Here is a 17,054-nt window from a genome sequence, read left to right as displayed (position 1 = left end):
CCCGTGACCCCGCCGCCGCCCCGCACCGCGACCCTGTTCCACGACGTACGGCCCTTCGGAGGGCCGGCCGGCGACCTGATCTCCGTGGACGGCGTGCTGGTGCCGCAGGTCCCGGAGGGCGCCGTCGTCGAGCGGGTCGACGGCGGCGGGCGGCTCGCGCTGCCGACCCTGGTCGACGCGCACATCCACCCCGACAAGACGTCCTGGGGCGAGCCCTGGCGCAGCAGGCGACCGGCGGACGGCATCGCCGAGTACGTCGCCGGGGACGTGGAACTCGCCCGCGCGCTGCCGACGCCGGTGGGCGAGCGGGCGCTGCGGCTGATGTCGCACGCGGCGGCCCAGGGCACGCGCGCGATGCGCGCCCACGCGGACGTGGCCCCGGCCTACGGTCTCTCCGGGATCGAGGGGGTGGCCGAGGCGGCGGCGCAGCTGGCCGGGATCGTGGACGTGGAGCTGGTCGCCTTCCCGCAGCACGGCGTGATCCGTACGCCGGGGGTGGCCGAGCTGCTCGCGGAGGCGGCGGCGAGCGGTCTGGTGACGCACATCGGCGGCATCGACCCGGCGGGCTTCGACGCTGAGGGCGCAGCGGCCGGGGGCGACCAGCTCGGCACCGTCTTCGCGCTGGCGGAGAAGCACGGCCTGGGCCTCGACATCCATCTGCACGACCGGGGCGAGCAGGGTCTGGCCCCGCTGCGGGACATCGCGGCCCGCACGCGCGCGCTGGGGCTCCAGGGCCGGGTGAGCGTGGCGCACGCCTTCGCGGTGGCCGGTCTGTCGGGCCGTGCACTCGACGAGACGGCGGACCTCCTCGCGGAGGCGGACATCGCCCTCACGACGGTCGCGCTGTCGGTGACGACGATCCTGCCGTTCCGGCGGCTCGCCGAGCGCGGGGTGCGGGTGGGCCTCGGCTCGGACGGGGTCAGGGACAACTGGAGCCCGTTCGGCAACGCGGACATGCTGCACCGCGCGTGGCTCGCGGCCTGGGCCCTGGACCTGCGGCTCGACGAGGAGCTCGAGGCGTGTTTCCGGCTGGCGGCAGACGGCGGCGCGGCCCTCCTGGGCCTCCCCGAGGCGGACCTCCGCCCCGGCTCGCCTGCCGACTTCATGCTGCTCGACGGGGAGTGCCTCCCCCAGGCGGTGGTGGACCTCCCGCGCCGCGACGTGGTGGTCCGCGCGGGCCGGGTGGTGGCCCGGGACGGCCGCCTGGTCTGACGGGTCGCCCGCAGGTACCCGCCTGGGTACGGGGTGGGGGCGGGGCCCGTTGCGCGGCCCCGCCCCCACCCCGTACCGGATCAGTCGCGTTCCACGTCCACCGTCGTCAGGGAGGCGTACCGCTCCGGGTCCGTGCGCCGGATGCGGAGGGCGACCAGGAGGCCGGCCGCCAGCACCGCGGGGAGCGGTACCAGGAGAGCCGTGTTCACGGCGCCCGTGCGACCGGTCAGGAGGTCGAAGTGGACCACCGCGAGGACGGTGAGGACCGCGAGGCCCGCGCAGGAGACGAGCGGGGCCCAGACCACCCGGGCCGCCGAGAGGCCGTGGCGGTCACGGCGGAAGTAGGCCCAGACGGCGAGCGCGGCGAGGGCCTGCATGCCCATGATGCCGAGGACGCCGACGCTGTTGGTCCAGAGGAAGACCTCGCCGTACGGGTCGGCGGCGAGGAGCGCTCCGGCGCCGACGATCGCCAGGTTGAAGGCGGTCTGGGCGACGACGGCCCCGCCGGGCGAGCCGTGCCTGCCGGAGACCGCGCCGAGCCGGCGGGGCAGCAGGCCCTCGCGGCCGAGGGCGTACAGATAGCGGGCGGCGGCGTTGTGGAAGGCGAGGGTCGCGGCGAAGGCGCTGACGACGATGAGGCCGTGCATGGCGTCCGCCAGCCAGGGTCCGGCGTACGACTCGGCCGCCCGGAAGGTCAGTTCCGGTCCGTCGGCCGCGCGGGCCAGTTCCACGGCCTTGTCGGTGCCGAAGGCGCCCATGACGAGCCAGCAGCCCAGGGAGTAGAAGACCGCGAGGAAGCCGATCGCGATGAAGGTGGCGCGGGGCACCGTCCTGCGCGGCTCGCGCACCTCCTCGGCGAAGATCGCGGTCGCCTCGAAGCCGGTGAAGGCGCCGATGACCAGGACGAACATGCCCGCGACCCCGCCGGCGGCGAGCGTCGAGGGCGCGAAGGACGCGGTGTCGAGGGCGGCCGTGCCGCGTTCGCCGATGATGCCGACGTCCATGACGACGAGCGACAGGACCTCCAGGACCAGGGCGATGCCGAGGACCTTGGCGCTGAGCGTGACCTTCAGCCAGCCGAGCACGCCGACGGCGAGCACGCATACCCCGGAGAGCGGCCACCACGGCACGTCGACGCCCGTGGAGTCGCGGATCGATCCGGCGGCGAAGTAGCCGAAGGCCGCGGCGACCCCGGGCGTGACGAGGTTGTACGAGACGACGGCGACATACGCGGTGCCGACGCCGAGGGTGCGGCCGAGGCCGCGGGCCACGTACGCGTAGAAGGCCCCGGCGTTGCGGACGTGCAGGCTCATCGCCGTGAAACCGGCGGCGAAGAGGGCCAGCAGCGCCCCCGAGATCAGATACGCGAGCGGGGCCCCGGGGCCGCCGATGCCGATGGCGAAGGGCGCGACCCCGGCGAGCACGGTGAGCGGCGCGGCGGCGGCCACGACGAAGAAGACGAGGTCGAAGGTGCCGATCCTGCCGGAGGCGAGCTTCCCCGCCTCCGGCGTCGCCGCCGCCCGGGTCGTACGAGGGGTGGTTCCGGTGCTCATCTCGCTCCTCTTGCGGCCGGTACGAGTGCGGGGTAGGTGTCGTCGACGAAGGGTCCGACGACCCGGCCGCCGTGCAGCACGAGCAGTCGGCGCGGGTGGGAGGCGACGGCCTCGGCGACGGAGCCCGCGGCGACCGCGACGAGGTCGGCGCGGCTGCCCGGGGTGAGGCCGTAGCCGGTGAGCCCGAGCGCGGTGGCGGCGTCGTCCGTGACGAGGGAGGCGGCGGCGCCCAGTTCGGCGTCGGTCATGAGTCCGGCCCTGAGGCCGATGATCGTGGCGCGTTCGAGCATGTCGGCGGTGCCGTAGGGCCACCAGGTGTCGCGGATGTTGTCGGAGCCCGCGAAGACCCGGACGCCGTGCTCGCGCAGCCGCAGGACGGGTGGCATGGGGCCGCTGGGGCCGTTGGTCATGATGGCGACCCCGGCGGCGGCCAGTGCCGCGCAGGTGCGGTCGAGTTCGGCGTCGTCGACGTCGCCGAGGGCGTAGGCGTGGCTGACGGCGACCTTGCCGCCGAGGCCGAGCGCGGCGGTGCGGGCCGCGATGTTCCGCAGCTGGGCGGTGCCGGTCTCGCCGCCGTCGTGGAGGTGCAGGTCGACGCCCTTGCCGTGGCGCTGGGCGAGTCCGAAGACGAGGTCGAGCTGGCCGTCGGCGTCGCCGTCGAACCCGACCGGGTCGAGCCCGCCGATGAGGTCGGCGCCGTCGGTGAGGGCCGCGTCGAGGAGGTCGACGACGCCGGGCGCGGTGACGACCCCGCTCTGCGGGAAGGCGACGAGCTGGATACCGAGCCGGTCGCGGACGGTCTCCCGCACGGCGAGGAGGGCGTGCAGATGGTCGAGGCCGGTGTCCGGGTCGACGTCGACGTGGGAGCGGACGTGGCCGGTGCCGAGGGAGACCATCCGGCAGGCGAGGGCGGCGGCGCGCTCGGCGACGGACACCTCCTCGGTGCGGCGGGACGCGCGCTCGGCGGCGATCTGCTCGCGCAGGGTGGCGGTGGCGCGGTGCGGGCGCCAGGGCGCGCCGAGGAGGGTCTTGTCGAGGTGGGCGTGCCCGTCGACGAGGGCGGGCAGCAGCAGCGCGCCGGCGAGGTCGAGGGCGCCGGGCGGGGTGGGGCGGCCGGGGACGTGGTCCTCGACCGCGTGGACGCGGCCGTCGCGGAGACGGACGTCGACGGTGCGGCCGTCGGGGAGCGTGGCGCGGACGAGGGCGGTGGGCTCGTCGGTCGCGGTGGTCGGCGGGGCAGGGGCCTCGCTCATGGCTTCTCCTTCGCGGGTTCCGTACGGCTCGAAGGGGCCATGGCGAAGTCTCCCCTGGTGAGCGCGGTGCGGCGCCAAGGTATCTGGTATACCGAATACCAAGCAACGGTTGGCTGAGGCCGAATGTGGCGGACCGGGGCCGACGGTTCCCCCGCGCACCGGTCTGCGAAGATCGAAGGAGCACGACATCCACCCGACTGGAGCCCCTTCATGACCGTCCACCGCCCCGCCGCCCGCGGCACCGCCATCGGGGACACCCACCCGTCCCTGCGGGAGCGGGTCTACGTGGAGCTGCGCGAGCGGATCATCGAGGCGGAGTACCCGGCGGGCATGCGGCTCGTGGAGCGGGAGGTCGCCGACGAGCTGCGGGTCTCCCGGGTACCGGTGCGCGAGGCGATGCAGCGCCTGGAGTCGGAGGGCTTCCTCTCGGTGCAGCCGCGCCGGGGTTCGGTGGTGGCGGACTTCGGCCCGGAGGACGCCGAGTACCTCTTCGACGTACGGGAGAACCTGGAGGGCCTGGCCGCGCGGCTCGCCGCCCGGCACGCGAGCCCCCCGCAACTGCGGGATCTGGAACGGCTGCTGGCGCGGGCCAGGAAGGCGGCGGAGTCCGGACGGCTCCGCGAGGCCGTCTCCCTCAACGCCGACTTCCACCGGCAGATCGTCGAACTTTCCGGCAACCCGCTCCTGGTGGACCTGATGGCGCCGCTCGACTCACGGCTGCGGCGGCTCTTCCGGCTCACCTCGGCGCAGTCGGACGGCGAGCCGATGTGCGGGGCCCACGAGCGGCTCTACGAGGCCGTCCGCGACCGCGACGAGGACGGCGCGGAGGCACTGGCCCGCGCTCATGTCGCGGACACCCGCGCCTCCGCCGCCCGCCTGTTGGCCGCTCCCCCGGGGGAGCCGGAGAAGGCGTCCTAGGGGGGCGTCCGGCCCCGCCGGCAGGCCACCCGCGCAACACCCCCGGGGTCTCTAGCCCAGCTTCCGCAGGGCCGTCCGGACGGCGGCCAGGTCCTCGTCCGGGGCCAGCCCGGCGTGGTAGAGCCGCAGTTCGGTGGCGCCCGCCTCGCGGGCCCGCTCGGCCTCGTCGGCCAGCCGGCCGGGCGCGCCTCCCATGCCGGTGACGACGGACAGGTTCGCCGCGAGGACGGTGCCCGCGCGCGCGTGGGCCGAGAATTCCGCGACCCGGTGCGGCCGGGCGACCACCCCGTCCGCGAGGCCCAGGACATGCGCCGGGTCGGTTCCGGTGTCGGCGCCGCAGCGGTACGGGTCGGGGTCGGCGTGCAGCAGGACCCGGAAGCCGGGCGGGGCCGCGGCCCGTACGGCGGCCACGGCGGCCTCCTGGAAGGTGCGGGCGGCCCCGGCACGCCAGGCCCCGGCCGGAGCCTCCAGGGCACCGAGGTCGCCCGGCGGACCCGATCCGGCCCATACGGGCTCCAGGGCGCCCCGCACGGCGGCGGCCAGCTCGTCGGGATCGGCGCCCTCGTCCCCGTACCCCTCCCGGCAGGAGGGGCAGAAGCAGAGCGACATCAGGTACTGCTCGCGCTCGCCGAGGGCGACGCCGCCGGTCTTGTCGTGGGCGTGGAGATGGGCGAGGCCGTACCAGCCGCAGGACTCCAGTTCGGTGCCGGCGGCGCCGGGCCGTACGGCGGCCTCGGCGGCCAGGTCCACGAGGAGGGCGCGGACCTCCGGATGGGCGACGCAGGGCGCCCAGGGGTAGCGGTCGCCGTAGGCGTTGACGACGGAGGTCTCCGGATGTTCGGCGCCGAGGCGGGAGTTGTGCGCGAGCACGACCCAGCTGTGCACCTCCAGGCCGGTGGGCGCGAGGGCCTCGGCGGCCCGCCCGAAGGCGTCGCCGGGGGCCCACTCCCCCGCCGGGTACGGGCGGAGCGCCCGGCCGGCCCAGCGGTCCGGGTCCGGCGGGTAGAGCACGGCGGCGTGCTCGGCGGTGACGATCCGGTGGGCGGGGTGACGGGGGGTCAGCGCCCGGGTGGAGTGGTAGGCGGCGGCGAGGGTGACCTGTGCGAGACCGAGCTCGGCGAGGAGCCCGGGTGCGGCGGGGTCGCCGTCGACGTCCCAGGGGTAGACGAAGGCACCGGCGCGCATGCCTCCGCCCCCGCCGTCGGTGCCGGCGGTCCCGGCGGTCGCCGCGTCCCCGCTCACGCGCCGAGCTCCTTCAGGGCGGCGCGTCCCTGCTCGACGAGCAGCATGAGGGCGTCGACGTGCTCGGGAGCGGGTTCGCTCAGCGGCGGCCGTACGTGTCCCACGTCCAGGCCTCCACGTCGCACCGCCGCCTTGACGAGCGAGACGGCGTACCCCTGTCCCTGGGCGCGGAGTTCGACGAGCGGCCGGTAGAAGTCGTCGACGAGCCGGTTCACGGTGGTGTCGTCGCCGGTGGTGAGCGCGCGATGGAAGGCGAGGGCGACGTCGGGGGCGAAGCAGAAGACGGCGGAGGAGTAGAGGGTGACGCCGATGCCCCGGTAGGCGGGGACGGTGAGTTCGGCGGTCGGCAGGCCGTTGAAGTAGAGCAGGTCGAGGCCCTCGGCGCGGACGGCGCTGACGATCCGCTGCATCAGGTCGAGGTCGCCGAGGCCGTCCTTGAGGCCGATGATCCCGTCCGTGCGGGCGAGGGCGACGGCGGTGGCCGGGGTGAGGATCGCGTTGTCGCGCTGGTAGACGATGACGTCGAGCGAGGTCGCGGCGGCGAGTTCGGTGTAGTGGCGGAGCAGTCCCGCCTGGTCGGCGACGACGAGGTACGGCGGCATGGCGAGGAGTCCGTCGGCGCCGGCCTCCTCGGCGAGCCGGGCGTACCGGACGGCGAGGGCGGTGCCGTAGCCGGCGCCCGCCACGACGGGGACGCGGCCGGCGGTCTCCTCGACGGCCGCGGCGACGCAGTCCCGGAACTCCTCGGGGGTGAGGGCGTGGAATTCGCCGGTGCCGCAGCAGGCGAACACGGCGGCGGCGCCCGCGTCGACGCCCGCGCGCACATGGGCGCGGAAGGTGTCGAGGTCGACGGAGCCGTCCGGCGCGAAGGCGGTGACGGGAAAGAACAGCAGGCCGTCGAGCCGGCCGGCGAGCGGGGCAGTGGTCACGGTCGCTCCCAGGGAAGTCCGTCGTGCAGGGCCATCTCGTGCACAGTTATGACTGTCATCCATATTCTTGAACGCTGACGCTCCGCACGCTAGAACAGCACGGAAGGGCCGGTCAAGGAGAGAACGCGCCCTGTCGCACACTCTTGACGCTCCGTCGGGCCGCTCCCTAGCGTGTCCACGGTTGTGAATTCCACTCACGTGAATGCCACGGTATGCAGTTGAATGCCACCGCATGCCGCTCGACGGAGGAGATCCCCTTCATGGCCGTACCCCGCACCGTCCTGCTCACCGGCGCCGCCGGAGGCGTCGGCACGCTGATGCGGGAGCTGCTGCCCCCGCATGGCTACGAGCTCCGCCTCCTGGACGTCGCCCCCGTGCCGGGGGCGCCGGACGCGATCGTCGCCGACCTCGCGGACCGCGCGGCACTGCGCGAGGCGGTCCGGGGCGTCGACGCGATCGTGCACCTGGCGGGCATCTCCCTGGAGTCGACCTTCGACAAGATCATGGCCGCCAACATCGCCGGGACGTACAACCTCTACGAGGCCGCCCGCGAGGAGGGCGTCCCGCGCGTGGTGTTCGCCTCCAGCAACCACGCCGTCGGCTTCACCCGGCAGCCGCGCGAGGGCGACCCGCTCGTGCCGGTCGACACCCCGCACCGCCCCGACACCTTCTACGGCCTGTCGAAGTGCTTCGGCGAGGACCTGGCACAGCTCTACTGGGACCTGCACGGCGTCGAGACCGTCTCGGTCCGCATCGGCTCCTGCTTCCCCGAACCCACCTCGGTCCGGATGCTGTCGATGTGGCTCAGCCCGGCCGACGGCGCCCGGCTCCTGCACGCCGCGCTCACCGCCGAGGACGTGGCCCACACGGTCGTCTACGGCTCGTCCGCCAACACGCGCGCGTGGTGGGACCTCTCCTCGGCCCGGGCGCTCGGCTTCGCCCCGCAGGACGACTCCGAGGTCTACGCGGAGAAGCTCATCGCCGAGAAGGGCTTCCCGCCGGAGGACAGCGCCGACGCCCTCTACCTGGGCGGCCACTTCTGCGTGTCCCCGCCCCAGTGGCCGCACTGATTCCGCGCGACCCCGCACCGGCGACCGCACCGAACGACAGGAGCATCCCCATGGACCACCGCCCGCTCGCCCTCGTGACCGGCGTCGGCCGTACGGTCGGCATCGGCGCGGGCATCGCCGACCGCCTCGCGGAGTCCGGCTGGGATGTCGCGTTCACGTACTGGACCCCGTACGACCGGCGCATGGAGTGGGGCGAGGAACGGGGCGCGGCCGCGGCCCTCGCCGAGCGGCTCGCCGCGCGGGGTGCCGCCTGCACGGCCGTCGAGGCAGACCTCGCCGACCCCGAGGCACCCGCGCGCGTCTTCGACACGGCCGAGGAGCGGCTCGGGCGCCCGGTCACGGCCCTCGTCATGTGCCACTGCGAGTCGGTCGACTCCGGGCTCCTCGACACCACCGTCGAGAGCTTCGACCGCCATTTCGCGGTCAACACGCGCGCGTCCTGGCTGCTGATCCGGGAATACGGCCGACGGTTCACCGGCCCTTCCGGGGCCGGCCGCGTCGTCGCCCTGACGAGCGACCACACCGTGGGGAACCTCCCGTACGGGGCGAGCAAGGGCGCTCTCGACCGCATCACGCTGGCCGCCGCGCGCGAGCTCGCGCACCTCGGGGTCACCGCCAACGTCGTCAATCCGGGTCCGATCGACACCGGCTGGATGACGGAGCCGCTCCGGGAGGAGATGGTGCGGCAGACGCCGCTCGGCCGCCTCGGCACCCCTCGGGACACCGCGCACCTGGTGGACTTCCTCTGCTCGCCCGAGGGGCAGTGGATCAACGGGCAGCTGCTGATGAGCAACGGAGGCCTCGCCTGAGGCTTCCCGGCGCACGGGCGGGAGCGAGCAGGGGTACGCAGGACCCGGCCGGACTGATACGGGGGAGCCGGCCGGGGCCCGGGTCACGGTGCACGCTGGCGCCGGACCTGCTCACCGTAGGCCCGCACGAAGATCATCGCGAGCCGCGGAACGCGGCCTCTGTCCGGAATGCGCGGCGGGTTGATGCATGGAACGCCGCCGGTCAACGAATTACGCGCCCCCTGCGCGCCCCGGCGTACGCCGGACCTGCGGCGCCGTCCGCACGGCCCCCGCGCCGCCCGTGCGGACAGCCCCTCAGCGGCACCCGCGCAATGTCTCCGACGGCGACTCGCCGAACTTCTCCCGGTAGCGCGCCGCGAAACGACCCTGGTGGGCGAAGCCCCAGCGCCAGGCCACCTCGCTCACGCCCACCTCGTCCGGCGCGGCCGCCCGCAGCTCCTCGCGGGCCCGGTCGAGGCGGACCTCCCGCACGTACGCCATCGGCGACATCCCCACGTACTCGCGGAACGACTCCTGGAGGCGGCGCACGCTCACCCGGGCCAGGGAGGCCAGCTCGGTGGTCGTGAACGGATGCTCGGGCCGCTCCCGCACCGCGTCCATCACGCGCTTGACCGGGGCCGGCCGCCGCGGCTCCCCCGGGTGCGCGAGCGCCTCGCGCCAGGGGTGCTCGGCGGCCAGGAGCAGCCCGTTGAGCAGCGCCTCCTGCAGAGGACGCGCCACCAGCTCGTGCCGGGCGAGGCCTTCGCCGGCGAGCGCCTCCGCTGCGACCTGGCGGGCGAACCGCACCCAGCTCAGACCGGGACCACGCGTGATGTCCAGGCCGGGCGCGAAGACGAGCGGGCCCCTGGGCGGGCGGCCGGTCAGCGCCTCCAGGCGCTCGCGCAGCTCGGCCGCCCCGACCTTGACCGACAGGGTCCGGCAGTCTCCGGTCCAGCGGTCGAGGAAGGTGTCGCCCGCCGGGTCGAGCAGCAGGGCCTCGGTCTCCGTCGCGACGATCGAGGCCCCGCCCTGGCGCATCTCCATCCGCCCGCTGAGCGGTGCGTTCAGGTGGTACGCGCCCAGCTCCCCGAAGCTCATCCGCACATCGGCCCCGCAGCTCAGGTCACCGATGACCAGGGGGCCCAGCACGACCGTGTCGAAGCGCGCCGCGAAGGGGCGACGCTCACGATCGACGAGGTCCATCCGGTTCGCGTAGTAGCGGGCGTCGAGCTCCACGCGCGCCTCGTCCACGTCCTCTGTCCGAAAACAGCTCCCGTCGACCCTGCCCACAGCGCCCCCCAGCCCCGCCGGTTCCACCGGCCCCTCCGCCCCCACTGCACCCATGGGTCGAAAGAATATTCATATGACGGATCTGACCGGGAACGGCAGGATGCCCGGCATGCCACGACCCCATGGATTCACGTACGAACAGCGCCGGGACGGCTCGGTGGTCCTCACCCACCTGGGTCGCGCCGCGGGCGTGCTGCGCGGCGCCCGCGCGGAGAAGTTCCTCGCCGAGGTCGAGTCGGGCGACTCCCAGCTCGTCATGGCCCGGTGGACGGGCTCGTACCGCTTCGGCAACGAGCGGCAGGCCAGGAACCACCCCCGTAATCAAGGTGGCCGAACCGGCCGAGGGTAAGGGAACGGCAAAGGTGCCCGGTTCGTTAGCCCAGGCATGACCGCTATGACCCCCGGCTCGAACATCCCTCTCACCGCCGCGCGCGTGGCGGTGGACGTCGCCGCCCCGGTGCGGCTCGACGTCTCGGGCCTGCTGCTCGGCGCCAACGGCAAGGTGCGCTCGGACGACGACTTCATCTTCTACAACCAGCCGTCCGGCCCCGGTGTCACCTACCGCTCCGGCGGCGGTGCCGCCCCCGACGCGATCCTGGTGGACACCGGCGCCGTCCCGGCCGGCATCGAGAGGATCGTCGTCACCGCGAGCCCCGACGCCGCGGGCCAGACCTTCCAGGGCATCGAGCCCACCGCCACCCTTCGCAACGCGGACGACGGCACCGTCCTCGCCACCTTCACCCCGCCGCAGCTGGCCACCGAGACGGCACTCGTCGTCGTCGAGATCTATCTGCGCAACGGCGGGTGGAAGGCCCGTGCCGTCGGCCAGGGCTATGCGAACGGCCTGGCGGGCATCGCGACCGACTTCGGCGTCTCGGTGGACGACGAGCCCGCCGCCCCGGCCGCCGCCGCCCCCGTCGCCCCGCCCGCCCCCGTCGCCCCTCCGGTGGCACCCCCGGCCCCGCCCGCGCCGCCCGTCGCCCCGGTGGACCCCCGGATCGCGGCCGCCACGCCGCCCGCTCCCCCGGCCCCCGCCCCCTCCGGCAAGATCAACCTCGACAAGGGCCGGGTCAGCCTCCAGAAGAACCAGACGGTGTCCCTGGTCAAGGGCGGCCGTCCGCTGCTCTCCCAGGTCAAGATGGGCCTCGGCTGGGAGCCCGCGTACCGGGGCAAGGACATCGACCTGGACGCCTCCGTCATCGCGTACGGCCCGCAGCGCAACCACCTGGACAGCTGCTACTTCGGCAAGCTGTCCATCCTCAACGGCTCGGTGAAGCACTCCGGCGACAACCTCACCGGTGAGGGCGCGGGCGACGACGAGGTGATCGTCGTCGACCTCGGCCGGCTGCCCGCCGACGCCACCGGTCTGGTGTTCACGGTGAACTCGTTCTCCGGGCAGAAGTTCACCGAGGTCGCCAAGGCCTACTGCCGGCTGATCGACGCGGCGACGGGCGAGGAGCTGGTCCGCTTCGACCTGACCACCGCCGAGCCGCAGACCGGCGTGATGATGGCCAAGCTGATCAAGCAGTTCTCCGGCGAGTGGGAGATGACGGCGATGGGCGAGTTCGTGAAGTCGCGGACCGTCCGGGGCATGGTGAAGCCGGCCGCCCAGGCACTCTGAGCGGCCGGGTTCCCGGATCAGAACAGGGCGCTGTACGCGTTGAGGGCGGGCTGGCCGCCGAGGTGGGCGTAGAGCACGGTCGAGTCCCGGCCGATCTCTCCCCGGTCCACCAGATCGATCAGTCCCGCCATCGACTTCCCCTCGTACACGGGATCGGTGACCATGCCCTCGGTGCGGGCGGCGAGCCTCATCGCGTCGAGGGTCGCCTCGTCCGGGATGCCGTACACGCCGGCGTGATAGCGCTCGTCCAGCTCGACGTCGGCCGCCGTCACCGGCCGCTCGACGCCGATGAGAGCGGCGGTGTCCCGGGCGATCCGGGTGACCTGCTCGTGCGTCGGCCCCGGCTTCGCGGAGGCGTCGACGCCGATGATGCGGCGGGCCGGTCCGCCCACCTCCTCGGCGAGCGCGGCGAAGCCCGCGACCATCCCGGCCTGGGTGGAGCCGGTCACCGAGCAGACGACCACCGTGTCGAAGAAGACGCCGAGTTCGCTCTCCTGCTCCGCCACCTCGTACGCCCAGTTCGCGAAGCCGAGCCCGCCGAGCCGGTGGTCCGAGGCCCCTGCCGGGATCGCGTACGGCTTGCCTCCGCTCTCCTCGACCTCCCGCAGGGCCAGCTCCCAGCTCTCCTTGAAGCCGATCCCGAAGCCCGCCTTCACCAGGCGTACGTCGGCGCCCGCGAGGCGGCTGATCAGGATGTTGCCGACCTTGTCGTAGACGGAGTCGGGCCAGTCGACCCAGCTCTCCTGGACGAGGACGCAGCGCAGCCCGGCACGGGCGGCGACGGCGGCGACCTGACGGGTGTGGTTGGACTGGACGCCGCCGATGGAGACCAGGGTGTCGCAGCCCTGGGCGAGGGCGTCGGCGACCAGGTACTCCAGCTTGCGGGTCTTGTTCCCGCCGTACGCCACACCGGAGTTGCAGTCCTCGCGCTTGGCCCAGAGGGTGGCGCCGCCGAGGTGGTGGGTGAGCCGTTCGAGGGGGTGGACCGGCGAGGGCCCGAAGAGGAGCGGGTAGCGGTCGAAGTCGGTGATCGGCAAAGCGGCTCCCGGTGAGTGACGGCTGCTGGTCGACGGTGGCGCGGGGGACGGGCACGGCCGGACGGGGGACCGGCGCACGGGCCGGACGTCGGGACGGGCTCACGGGCCGGACGCGGGGACGGGCTCACGGGCCGGACGCGGGCCGGAGGTGGGCCGAACGCGCTACGGAGCCGCGGACCCGTGCGACGAGGAGGAGGCGGGCGGCGTGGGCGCCGGAATGCCCGTCACCTCCGCCACCTCGATGGCGTCGTCCGCCAGCTGCTCCAGGGCCGCCCAGATCTCCGTGGTGACCCGTACCGCCTCCGCCGCGTCGCCCGCCGCGCACGCGTCGATGAGCCGGGCGTGCAGCTCGGCCGAGCCACAGCTCCCGGCGTCGCCGAAGAGGCGCCGCTCGACACGGCGGATCAGGGGGGTGTACCGCGCGATCGTGGCGGCGGCCGCGTGGTTGCCGCTGGCGACGACGAGGACCTGGTGCAGCTCGTCGTCGGCGTGGAGGGCGGCCTCGACGTCGGAGGCGCGGACGGCCGCGGCGAAACGCTCGTTGGCCTCGCGCATGGCCCGGATGCCCTCGGGCCCGAGCAGGGGTACGCCGGTCCTGGCGGCGAGTTCGTGCATCACCCGCACCACCGAGGCGGCGTCCCGGACGACCCGGCTGACCGGCCGGGTGACCCGGGTGTAGCTCTGCGGCTTGGACTCGACGAGCCCCTCGTCGCCGAGCCGGGCCAGGGCCTCGCGCACGGGCGCGCGCGAGAGCCCCAGCCGGTCGGCGAGGTCGGCGTCCTTGAGCGGAGCGCCGGGGGCGAGGTCGCCGCGCACGATGGCCTCGCGCAGCGCCTCGTAGGCCCGGTCACGCAGCAGGGTCCGGCCCACGGGCCGTAATGCGTCCATGGACTGACATGTTAGATGTCAGTCCATGGAGCTGACCAGAGGTCAGAAGTGAAGGACCGGTGCGGGTCAGCGGCGCGGCTGGCGGCGCCAAGGGCCGGTGATCGCCACCATGATGCCCGGGTCCTGGATGTTGGCGAACAGCGTGTCACCGTCGGGCGAGAAGGTCACGCCGGTGAACTCGCTGCCGTTGAGGTCGTTGCGGGCGATCGGGTAGGTGCGGCCCGAATCGGTGGCGCCGAAGAGGTGCTGGACGCCCTCGCCGTCCTCGGCGATGACGAGCCCGCCGTACGGGGAGACGGTGATGTTGTCGGGGCCGTCGTAGGCGCCGTCCACGTCCGGGTTCGCGTTCACGCCGAGCAGCACCTTGAGGGTGAGGGTGCGCCGCTTGGGGTCGTAGAACCAGACCTGGCCGTCGTGCGCGGCACCGGGGCTCTCCTCGCGCGCGTAGGAGGAGACGACGTACGCGCCGCCGTCGGCCCACCACATGCCCTCCAGCTTGCGGGCGCGGGTGATCACTCCGTCCGTGAACTGCTTGCGGACGGAGACGGTGCGGCCGTCACGGTCCGGGACGTCGACCCAGTCCACGCCGTAGACGGTGCCGATCCGGGTCGCCCGGGAGAGGTCGTCCACGAAGCGGCCCGCGGAGTCGATGCACTTGGCGGCCTGGAGCACACCCGCGTCGTCGGCGAGGGTACGGAGCTTGCCACGGCCGTGCTCGAAGCCTTTCGGCGGCACCCAGCGGAAGAGCAGCCCGTTGGGGTTGGAGGCGTCCTCGGTGAGGTAGGCGTGGCCGCGCCCGGGGTCGATGACGACGGCCTCGTGGTCGTACCGGCCGAAGGCCTTGATCGGCTTCGGGGCGCGGTTGGCGCGGCGGTCGCGGGGGTCGACCTCGAAGATGTACCCGTGGTCCTTGGTCATGCCGTTGACGCCGGCGCGGTCCGAGTTCTCCTCGCCCGTCAGCCAGGTGCCCCAGGCGGTGCTGCCGCCGGCGCAGTTGGTGGAGGTGCCGGCGATGCCGACCCACTCGGCGACGGTGCCGTCACGGTGCACCTCGACGACCGTGCAGCCGCCGGCCGCGGCCGGGTCGTAGACGAGCCCCTCGGTGAGCGGGACCGGGTGGTCCCACTTGTCGCGGGTGCCCTTGAGCTCGTGGTTGTTGACCAGGTACGTGGTGCCGCGCGGTCCGGCGAAGGCCGCGGTGCCGTCGTGGTTGGAGGGCGTGTACTCGCCGGACTCCAGCCGGGTCACACCGCTGTGGGTGATGACGCGGTACGAGAACCCGGCGGGCAGGGCGAGCATCCCCTCGGGGTCGGCGACGAGTTCTCCGTACCCGAGCCGGTGGCCGTGTCCATGACCATGGCCGTGGCCGGCTCCGTACGTCTCCAGGTCGTCGGAGGCGAGGGCCTCGGGCGCGGTGGCGAGAGCACCGACCACACCGGTGAGGGCGAGGCCCGCACCGGCGACTGCGGACTGCTTCGTGAACTCTCTGCGGTTGAGGGGCATGTGTGGTGTTCTCCCTGTGCTGGCCCGGATGTCGCGGGCCACCCTCCCGCGCCGCCACGAACACCGCCTGAACGCCACGGGAACACCGCCGGGCGCACAGCCCGGCGGCCCCGGCCGCCCGAACCCGACCGACGGCCCCGGCCACGCCCGCCCGGTGTGGCCGCCGTCCCCCGCGGTCGGCTCCCCGACCGCGCTCCCGACCGCTCCGCGCGGCTACGCCCCCGACCGCGACCGGGCCTTGAAGGCCGCCTTGCGGGCCTCCTTCGCCGCGCTCTTGTCGCGGTGCAGACGTCCCATCGCCTCCAGGACCTCCGCGGTCGCGGGGTGCTCCACCCGCCAGGCCGCCTCGAAGAAGCCGCCGTGGCGCCCCGTGAGCCCCTCGATCAGCTCCTGGAGCTCCTCCAGGTCGCCGTCCGCGTCGAGCTGGGCCGCGATCGTGTCGATCGCCAGCCAGAAGATCATCGACTCCGGCGGCGCGGGCACGTCCGCCGCGCCCCGCTCGGCGAGCCAGACCCGCGCGAGGCCGCCGAGTTCCGCGTCGTCCAGGACCTCCCGTACGGCGGGCTCCGCCTCCGCGCCCACCAGGGACAGCGTCTGCTGGCAGTGGAGCCGGCGCAGCGGCGAGCCGGCGTCCGAGCCGCGTGCGGCGTGCAGCAGCTCGCGGGCGGCGGCGAGCGGGACGCGGCCGGTCAGCCAGGCGGCGGTCTCCTCGCGGGCGGCGTCCTCCGGGTAGCCGGCGATCCCGTCGAGCAGCGCGTCGGCGCCCTTGTCGGCGAGGTCGCCGACGGCGGGGGCGTCCACACCGGCCTCCAGCATCCGGGCCCGGACGCCGTAGAGACCGAGTTCGGTGAGCCGGACCATGCCGTACCGGGTGACGTCCTCGTCGTCGATGGGCGGTGCGGGCTCCTCGCCCTCGTCGGCCATCAGCGCCTCGTCGACGGGCTGGTACTCGACGAGTCCGATCGGTTCGAGCAGCCGGAACTGCTCGTCGAGCCGCATCATCGCGTCCGAGACCTGCTCCAGGACGTCGTCGGTCGGTTCGCCCATGTCGTCGGGGACGACCATCGACGCGGCGAGCGCGGGCAGCGGCACCGGGCCCTCGCCGGGCCCGCCCTCGCTGACGGTGAGCAGGTAGAGGTTGCCGAGGACGCCCTCCAGGAACTCGGCCTCGATCTCGGGGTCCCAGTCGAGCGACTCGATGTCGATCTCGCCGTCCTCGCCGACGATCGCGTCCAGGTCGTCGAGGACCGGGGCGACGGCGTCGGCGAAGACCGCGTCGAAGCCGTCCAGCCAGAGCGCGAGGACGTCCTGGGGCGAACCGGTCGTGACGACCGCGAGGTTGTCGCCCGCCGAGGCCCGCCCGGGGGCGTCACCCGCCTCGTCCTCCTCGCCGTCCTCGACGTTCACCAGGCCGGTGTCGACGGCGAGGCGCCAGGCGTCGCCCGCCGAGATCTCGCCGTCCTCGTCGTCGGCGAGGCCCAGGACCTCGACGGCCTCGGGCAGTTGCTCGTCGACGAGCTCGCCGCCGGCGTCGACCCGGATGTCGGGTCCGGCCCAGCGGGCGAGCCGTACCGCGTTCGCGAGGAGGGGGGCCGCCAGCGCGTCCCGCGCCAGCTCCGCGTCCGCACGCAGCCGAACGGGGGGAAGGGTGGGGTGCTCCGCTGACATCTGGGGGGTCTCCTCGACGCGTCCGTGGGTGAAGGATGGCGGGTGAAAAGGGCTCGGAGACGGGCTCGGAGCGCGGCTCTCA

General features: G+C 74.1%; 15 protein-coding genes. 6 read left to right on the top strand and 9 right to left on the bottom strand.

Features of this window, described 5'->3' with window-relative positions:
• The first annotated feature begins 3 nt into the window (after positions 1-3).
• The gene (locus IF00_RS0127575) at positions 4-1,212 is read left to right on the top strand and encodes an amidohydrolase (protein WP_030322571.1); all 1,209 of its coding nucleotides are present in this window, start codon (positions 4-6) and stop codon (positions 1,210-1,212) included.
• A gap of 80 nt (positions 1,213-1,292) precedes the next feature.
• Here the strand turns inward: IF00_RS0127575 and IF00_RS0127570 are convergent, their stop codons facing one another.
• Together IF00_RS0127570 and IF00_RS0127565 are read right to left on the bottom strand one after the other, a co-directional pair.
• Positions 1,293-2,765 (bottom strand): APC family permease, encoded by a 1,473-nt coding sequence (locus tag IF00_RS0127570; protein ID WP_030322569.1) that lies wholly within the window; start codon positions 2,763-2,765, stop codon positions 1,293-1,295.
• Positions 2,762-4,018 (bottom strand): amidohydrolase, encoded by a 1,257-nt coding sequence (locus IF00_RS0127565; RefSeq protein ID WP_051820640.1) that lies wholly within the window; start codon positions 4,016-4,018, stop codon positions 2,762-2,764. Before IF00_RS0127565 ends, IF00_RS0127570 begins: the two co-directional genes overlap by 4 nt.
• 210 nt (positions 4,019-4,228) lie before the next feature.
• Here IF00_RS0127565 and IF00_RS0127560 point away from each other — a divergent pair, with 210 nt between their 5' ends.
• Positions 4,229-4,936, top strand: a complete 708-nt coding sequence (locus IF00_RS0127560; RefSeq protein ID WP_030322566.1) for a GntR family transcriptional regulator — start codon at positions 4,229-4,231, stop codon at positions 4,934-4,936.
• A gap of 51 nt (positions 4,937-4,987) precedes the next feature.
• On the opposite strand, the gene IF00_RS0127555 is transcribed toward IF00_RS0127560, so the two are convergent.
• A complete protein-coding gene (locus IF00_RS0127555; RefSeq protein ID WP_030322565.1) occupies positions 4,988-6,121 on the bottom strand; it encodes a hypothetical protein in 1,134 nt (377 codons plus the stop codon).
• 53 nt (positions 6,122-6,174) lie between these two features.
• The gene (locus tag IF00_RS0127550; RefSeq protein WP_030322563.1) at positions 6,175-7,107 is read right to left on the bottom strand and encodes a 5-dehydro-4-deoxyglucarate dehydratase; all 933 of its coding nucleotides are present in this window, start codon (positions 7,105-7,107) and stop codon (positions 6,175-6,177) included.
• Positions 7,108-7,367: 260 nt separating this feature from the next.
• Here IF00_RS0127550 and IF00_RS0127545 point away from each other — a divergent pair, with 260 nt between their 5' ends.
• Both IF00_RS0127545 and IF00_RS0127540 read left to right on the top strand, forming a co-directional pair.
• On the top strand, positions 7,368-8,177 hold the full coding sequence (locus IF00_RS0127545) for an NAD-dependent epimerase/dehydratase family protein (RefSeq protein WP_030322561.1): 810 nt from the start codon (positions 7,368-7,370) through the stop codon (positions 8,175-8,177).
• A gap of 50 nt (positions 8,178-8,227) precedes the next feature.
• Entirely contained in the window at positions 8,228-8,986 is a 759-nt protein-coding gene (locus IF00_RS0127540) for an SDR family oxidoreductase (protein ID WP_030322558.1), read from the top strand.
• A 294-nt stretch (positions 8,987-9,280) separates the two neighbouring features.
• Here the strand turns inward: IF00_RS0127540 and IF00_RS0127535 are convergent, their stop codons facing one another.
• Entirely contained in the window at positions 9,281-10,216 is a 936-nt protein-coding gene (locus IF00_RS0127535) for an AraC family transcriptional regulator (protein WP_037639180.1), read from the bottom strand.
• 148 nt (positions 10,217-10,364) lie between these two features.
• On the opposite strand from IF00_RS0127535, the gene IF00_RS0127530 reads away from it, so the two are divergent.
• Positions 10,365-10,604 carry a hypothetical protein gene (locus tag IF00_RS0127530; protein ID WP_030322556.1) on the top strand — a complete coding sequence of 80 codons (240 nt, stop codon included), beginning with the start codon at positions 10,365-10,367 and terminating at the stop codon, positions 10,602-10,604.
• 36 nt (positions 10,605-10,640) lie between these two features.
• Entirely contained in the window at positions 10,641-11,876 is a 1,236-nt protein-coding gene (locus IF00_RS0127525) for a TerD family protein (RefSeq protein ID WP_209439798.1), read from the top strand.
• 17 nt (positions 11,877-11,893) lie between these two features.
• Here IF00_RS0127525 and IF00_RS0127520 read toward each other — a convergent pair whose 3' ends face one another.
• The 4 genes from IF00_RS0127520 to IF00_RS0127505 all read right to left on the bottom strand — a co-directional run bounded on the left by IF00_RS0127520 (position 11,894) and on the right by IF00_RS0127505 (position 16,972).
• Positions 11,894-12,913: a 1-aminocyclopropane-1-carboxylate deaminase gene (locus tag IF00_RS0127520; RefSeq protein ID WP_030322554.1), complete on the bottom strand. Its 1,020-nt coding sequence runs from the start codon at positions 12,911-12,913 to the stop codon at positions 11,894-11,896.
• Between the two features lie 162 nt (positions 12,914-13,075).
• A complete protein-coding gene (locus IF00_RS0127515; protein ID WP_030322553.1) occupies positions 13,076-13,801 on the bottom strand; it encodes a GntR family transcriptional regulator in 726 nt (241 codons plus the stop codon).
• Between the two features lie 66 nt (positions 13,802-13,867).
• Positions 13,868-15,304: an alkaline phosphatase PhoX gene (locus tag IF00_RS0127510; protein ID WP_030322552.1), complete on the bottom strand. Its 1,437-nt coding sequence runs from the start codon at positions 15,302-15,304 to the stop codon at positions 13,868-13,870.
• 213 nt (positions 15,305-15,517) lie between these two features.
• The gene (locus tag IF00_RS0127505) at positions 15,518-16,972 is read right to left on the bottom strand and encodes a hypothetical protein (RefSeq protein WP_030322550.1); all 1,455 of its coding nucleotides are present in this window, start codon (positions 16,970-16,972) and stop codon (positions 15,518-15,520) included.
• Positions 16,973-17,054: the final 82 nt, after the last annotated feature.

It is taken from the genome of Streptomyces flavochromogenes (assembly GCF_000717595.1).
GTDB lineage: Bacteria > Actinomycetota > Actinomycetes > Streptomycetales > Streptomycetaceae > Streptomyces > Streptomyces flavochromogenes.
This window is presented reverse-complemented; position numbering and strand designations above follow the sequence as displayed.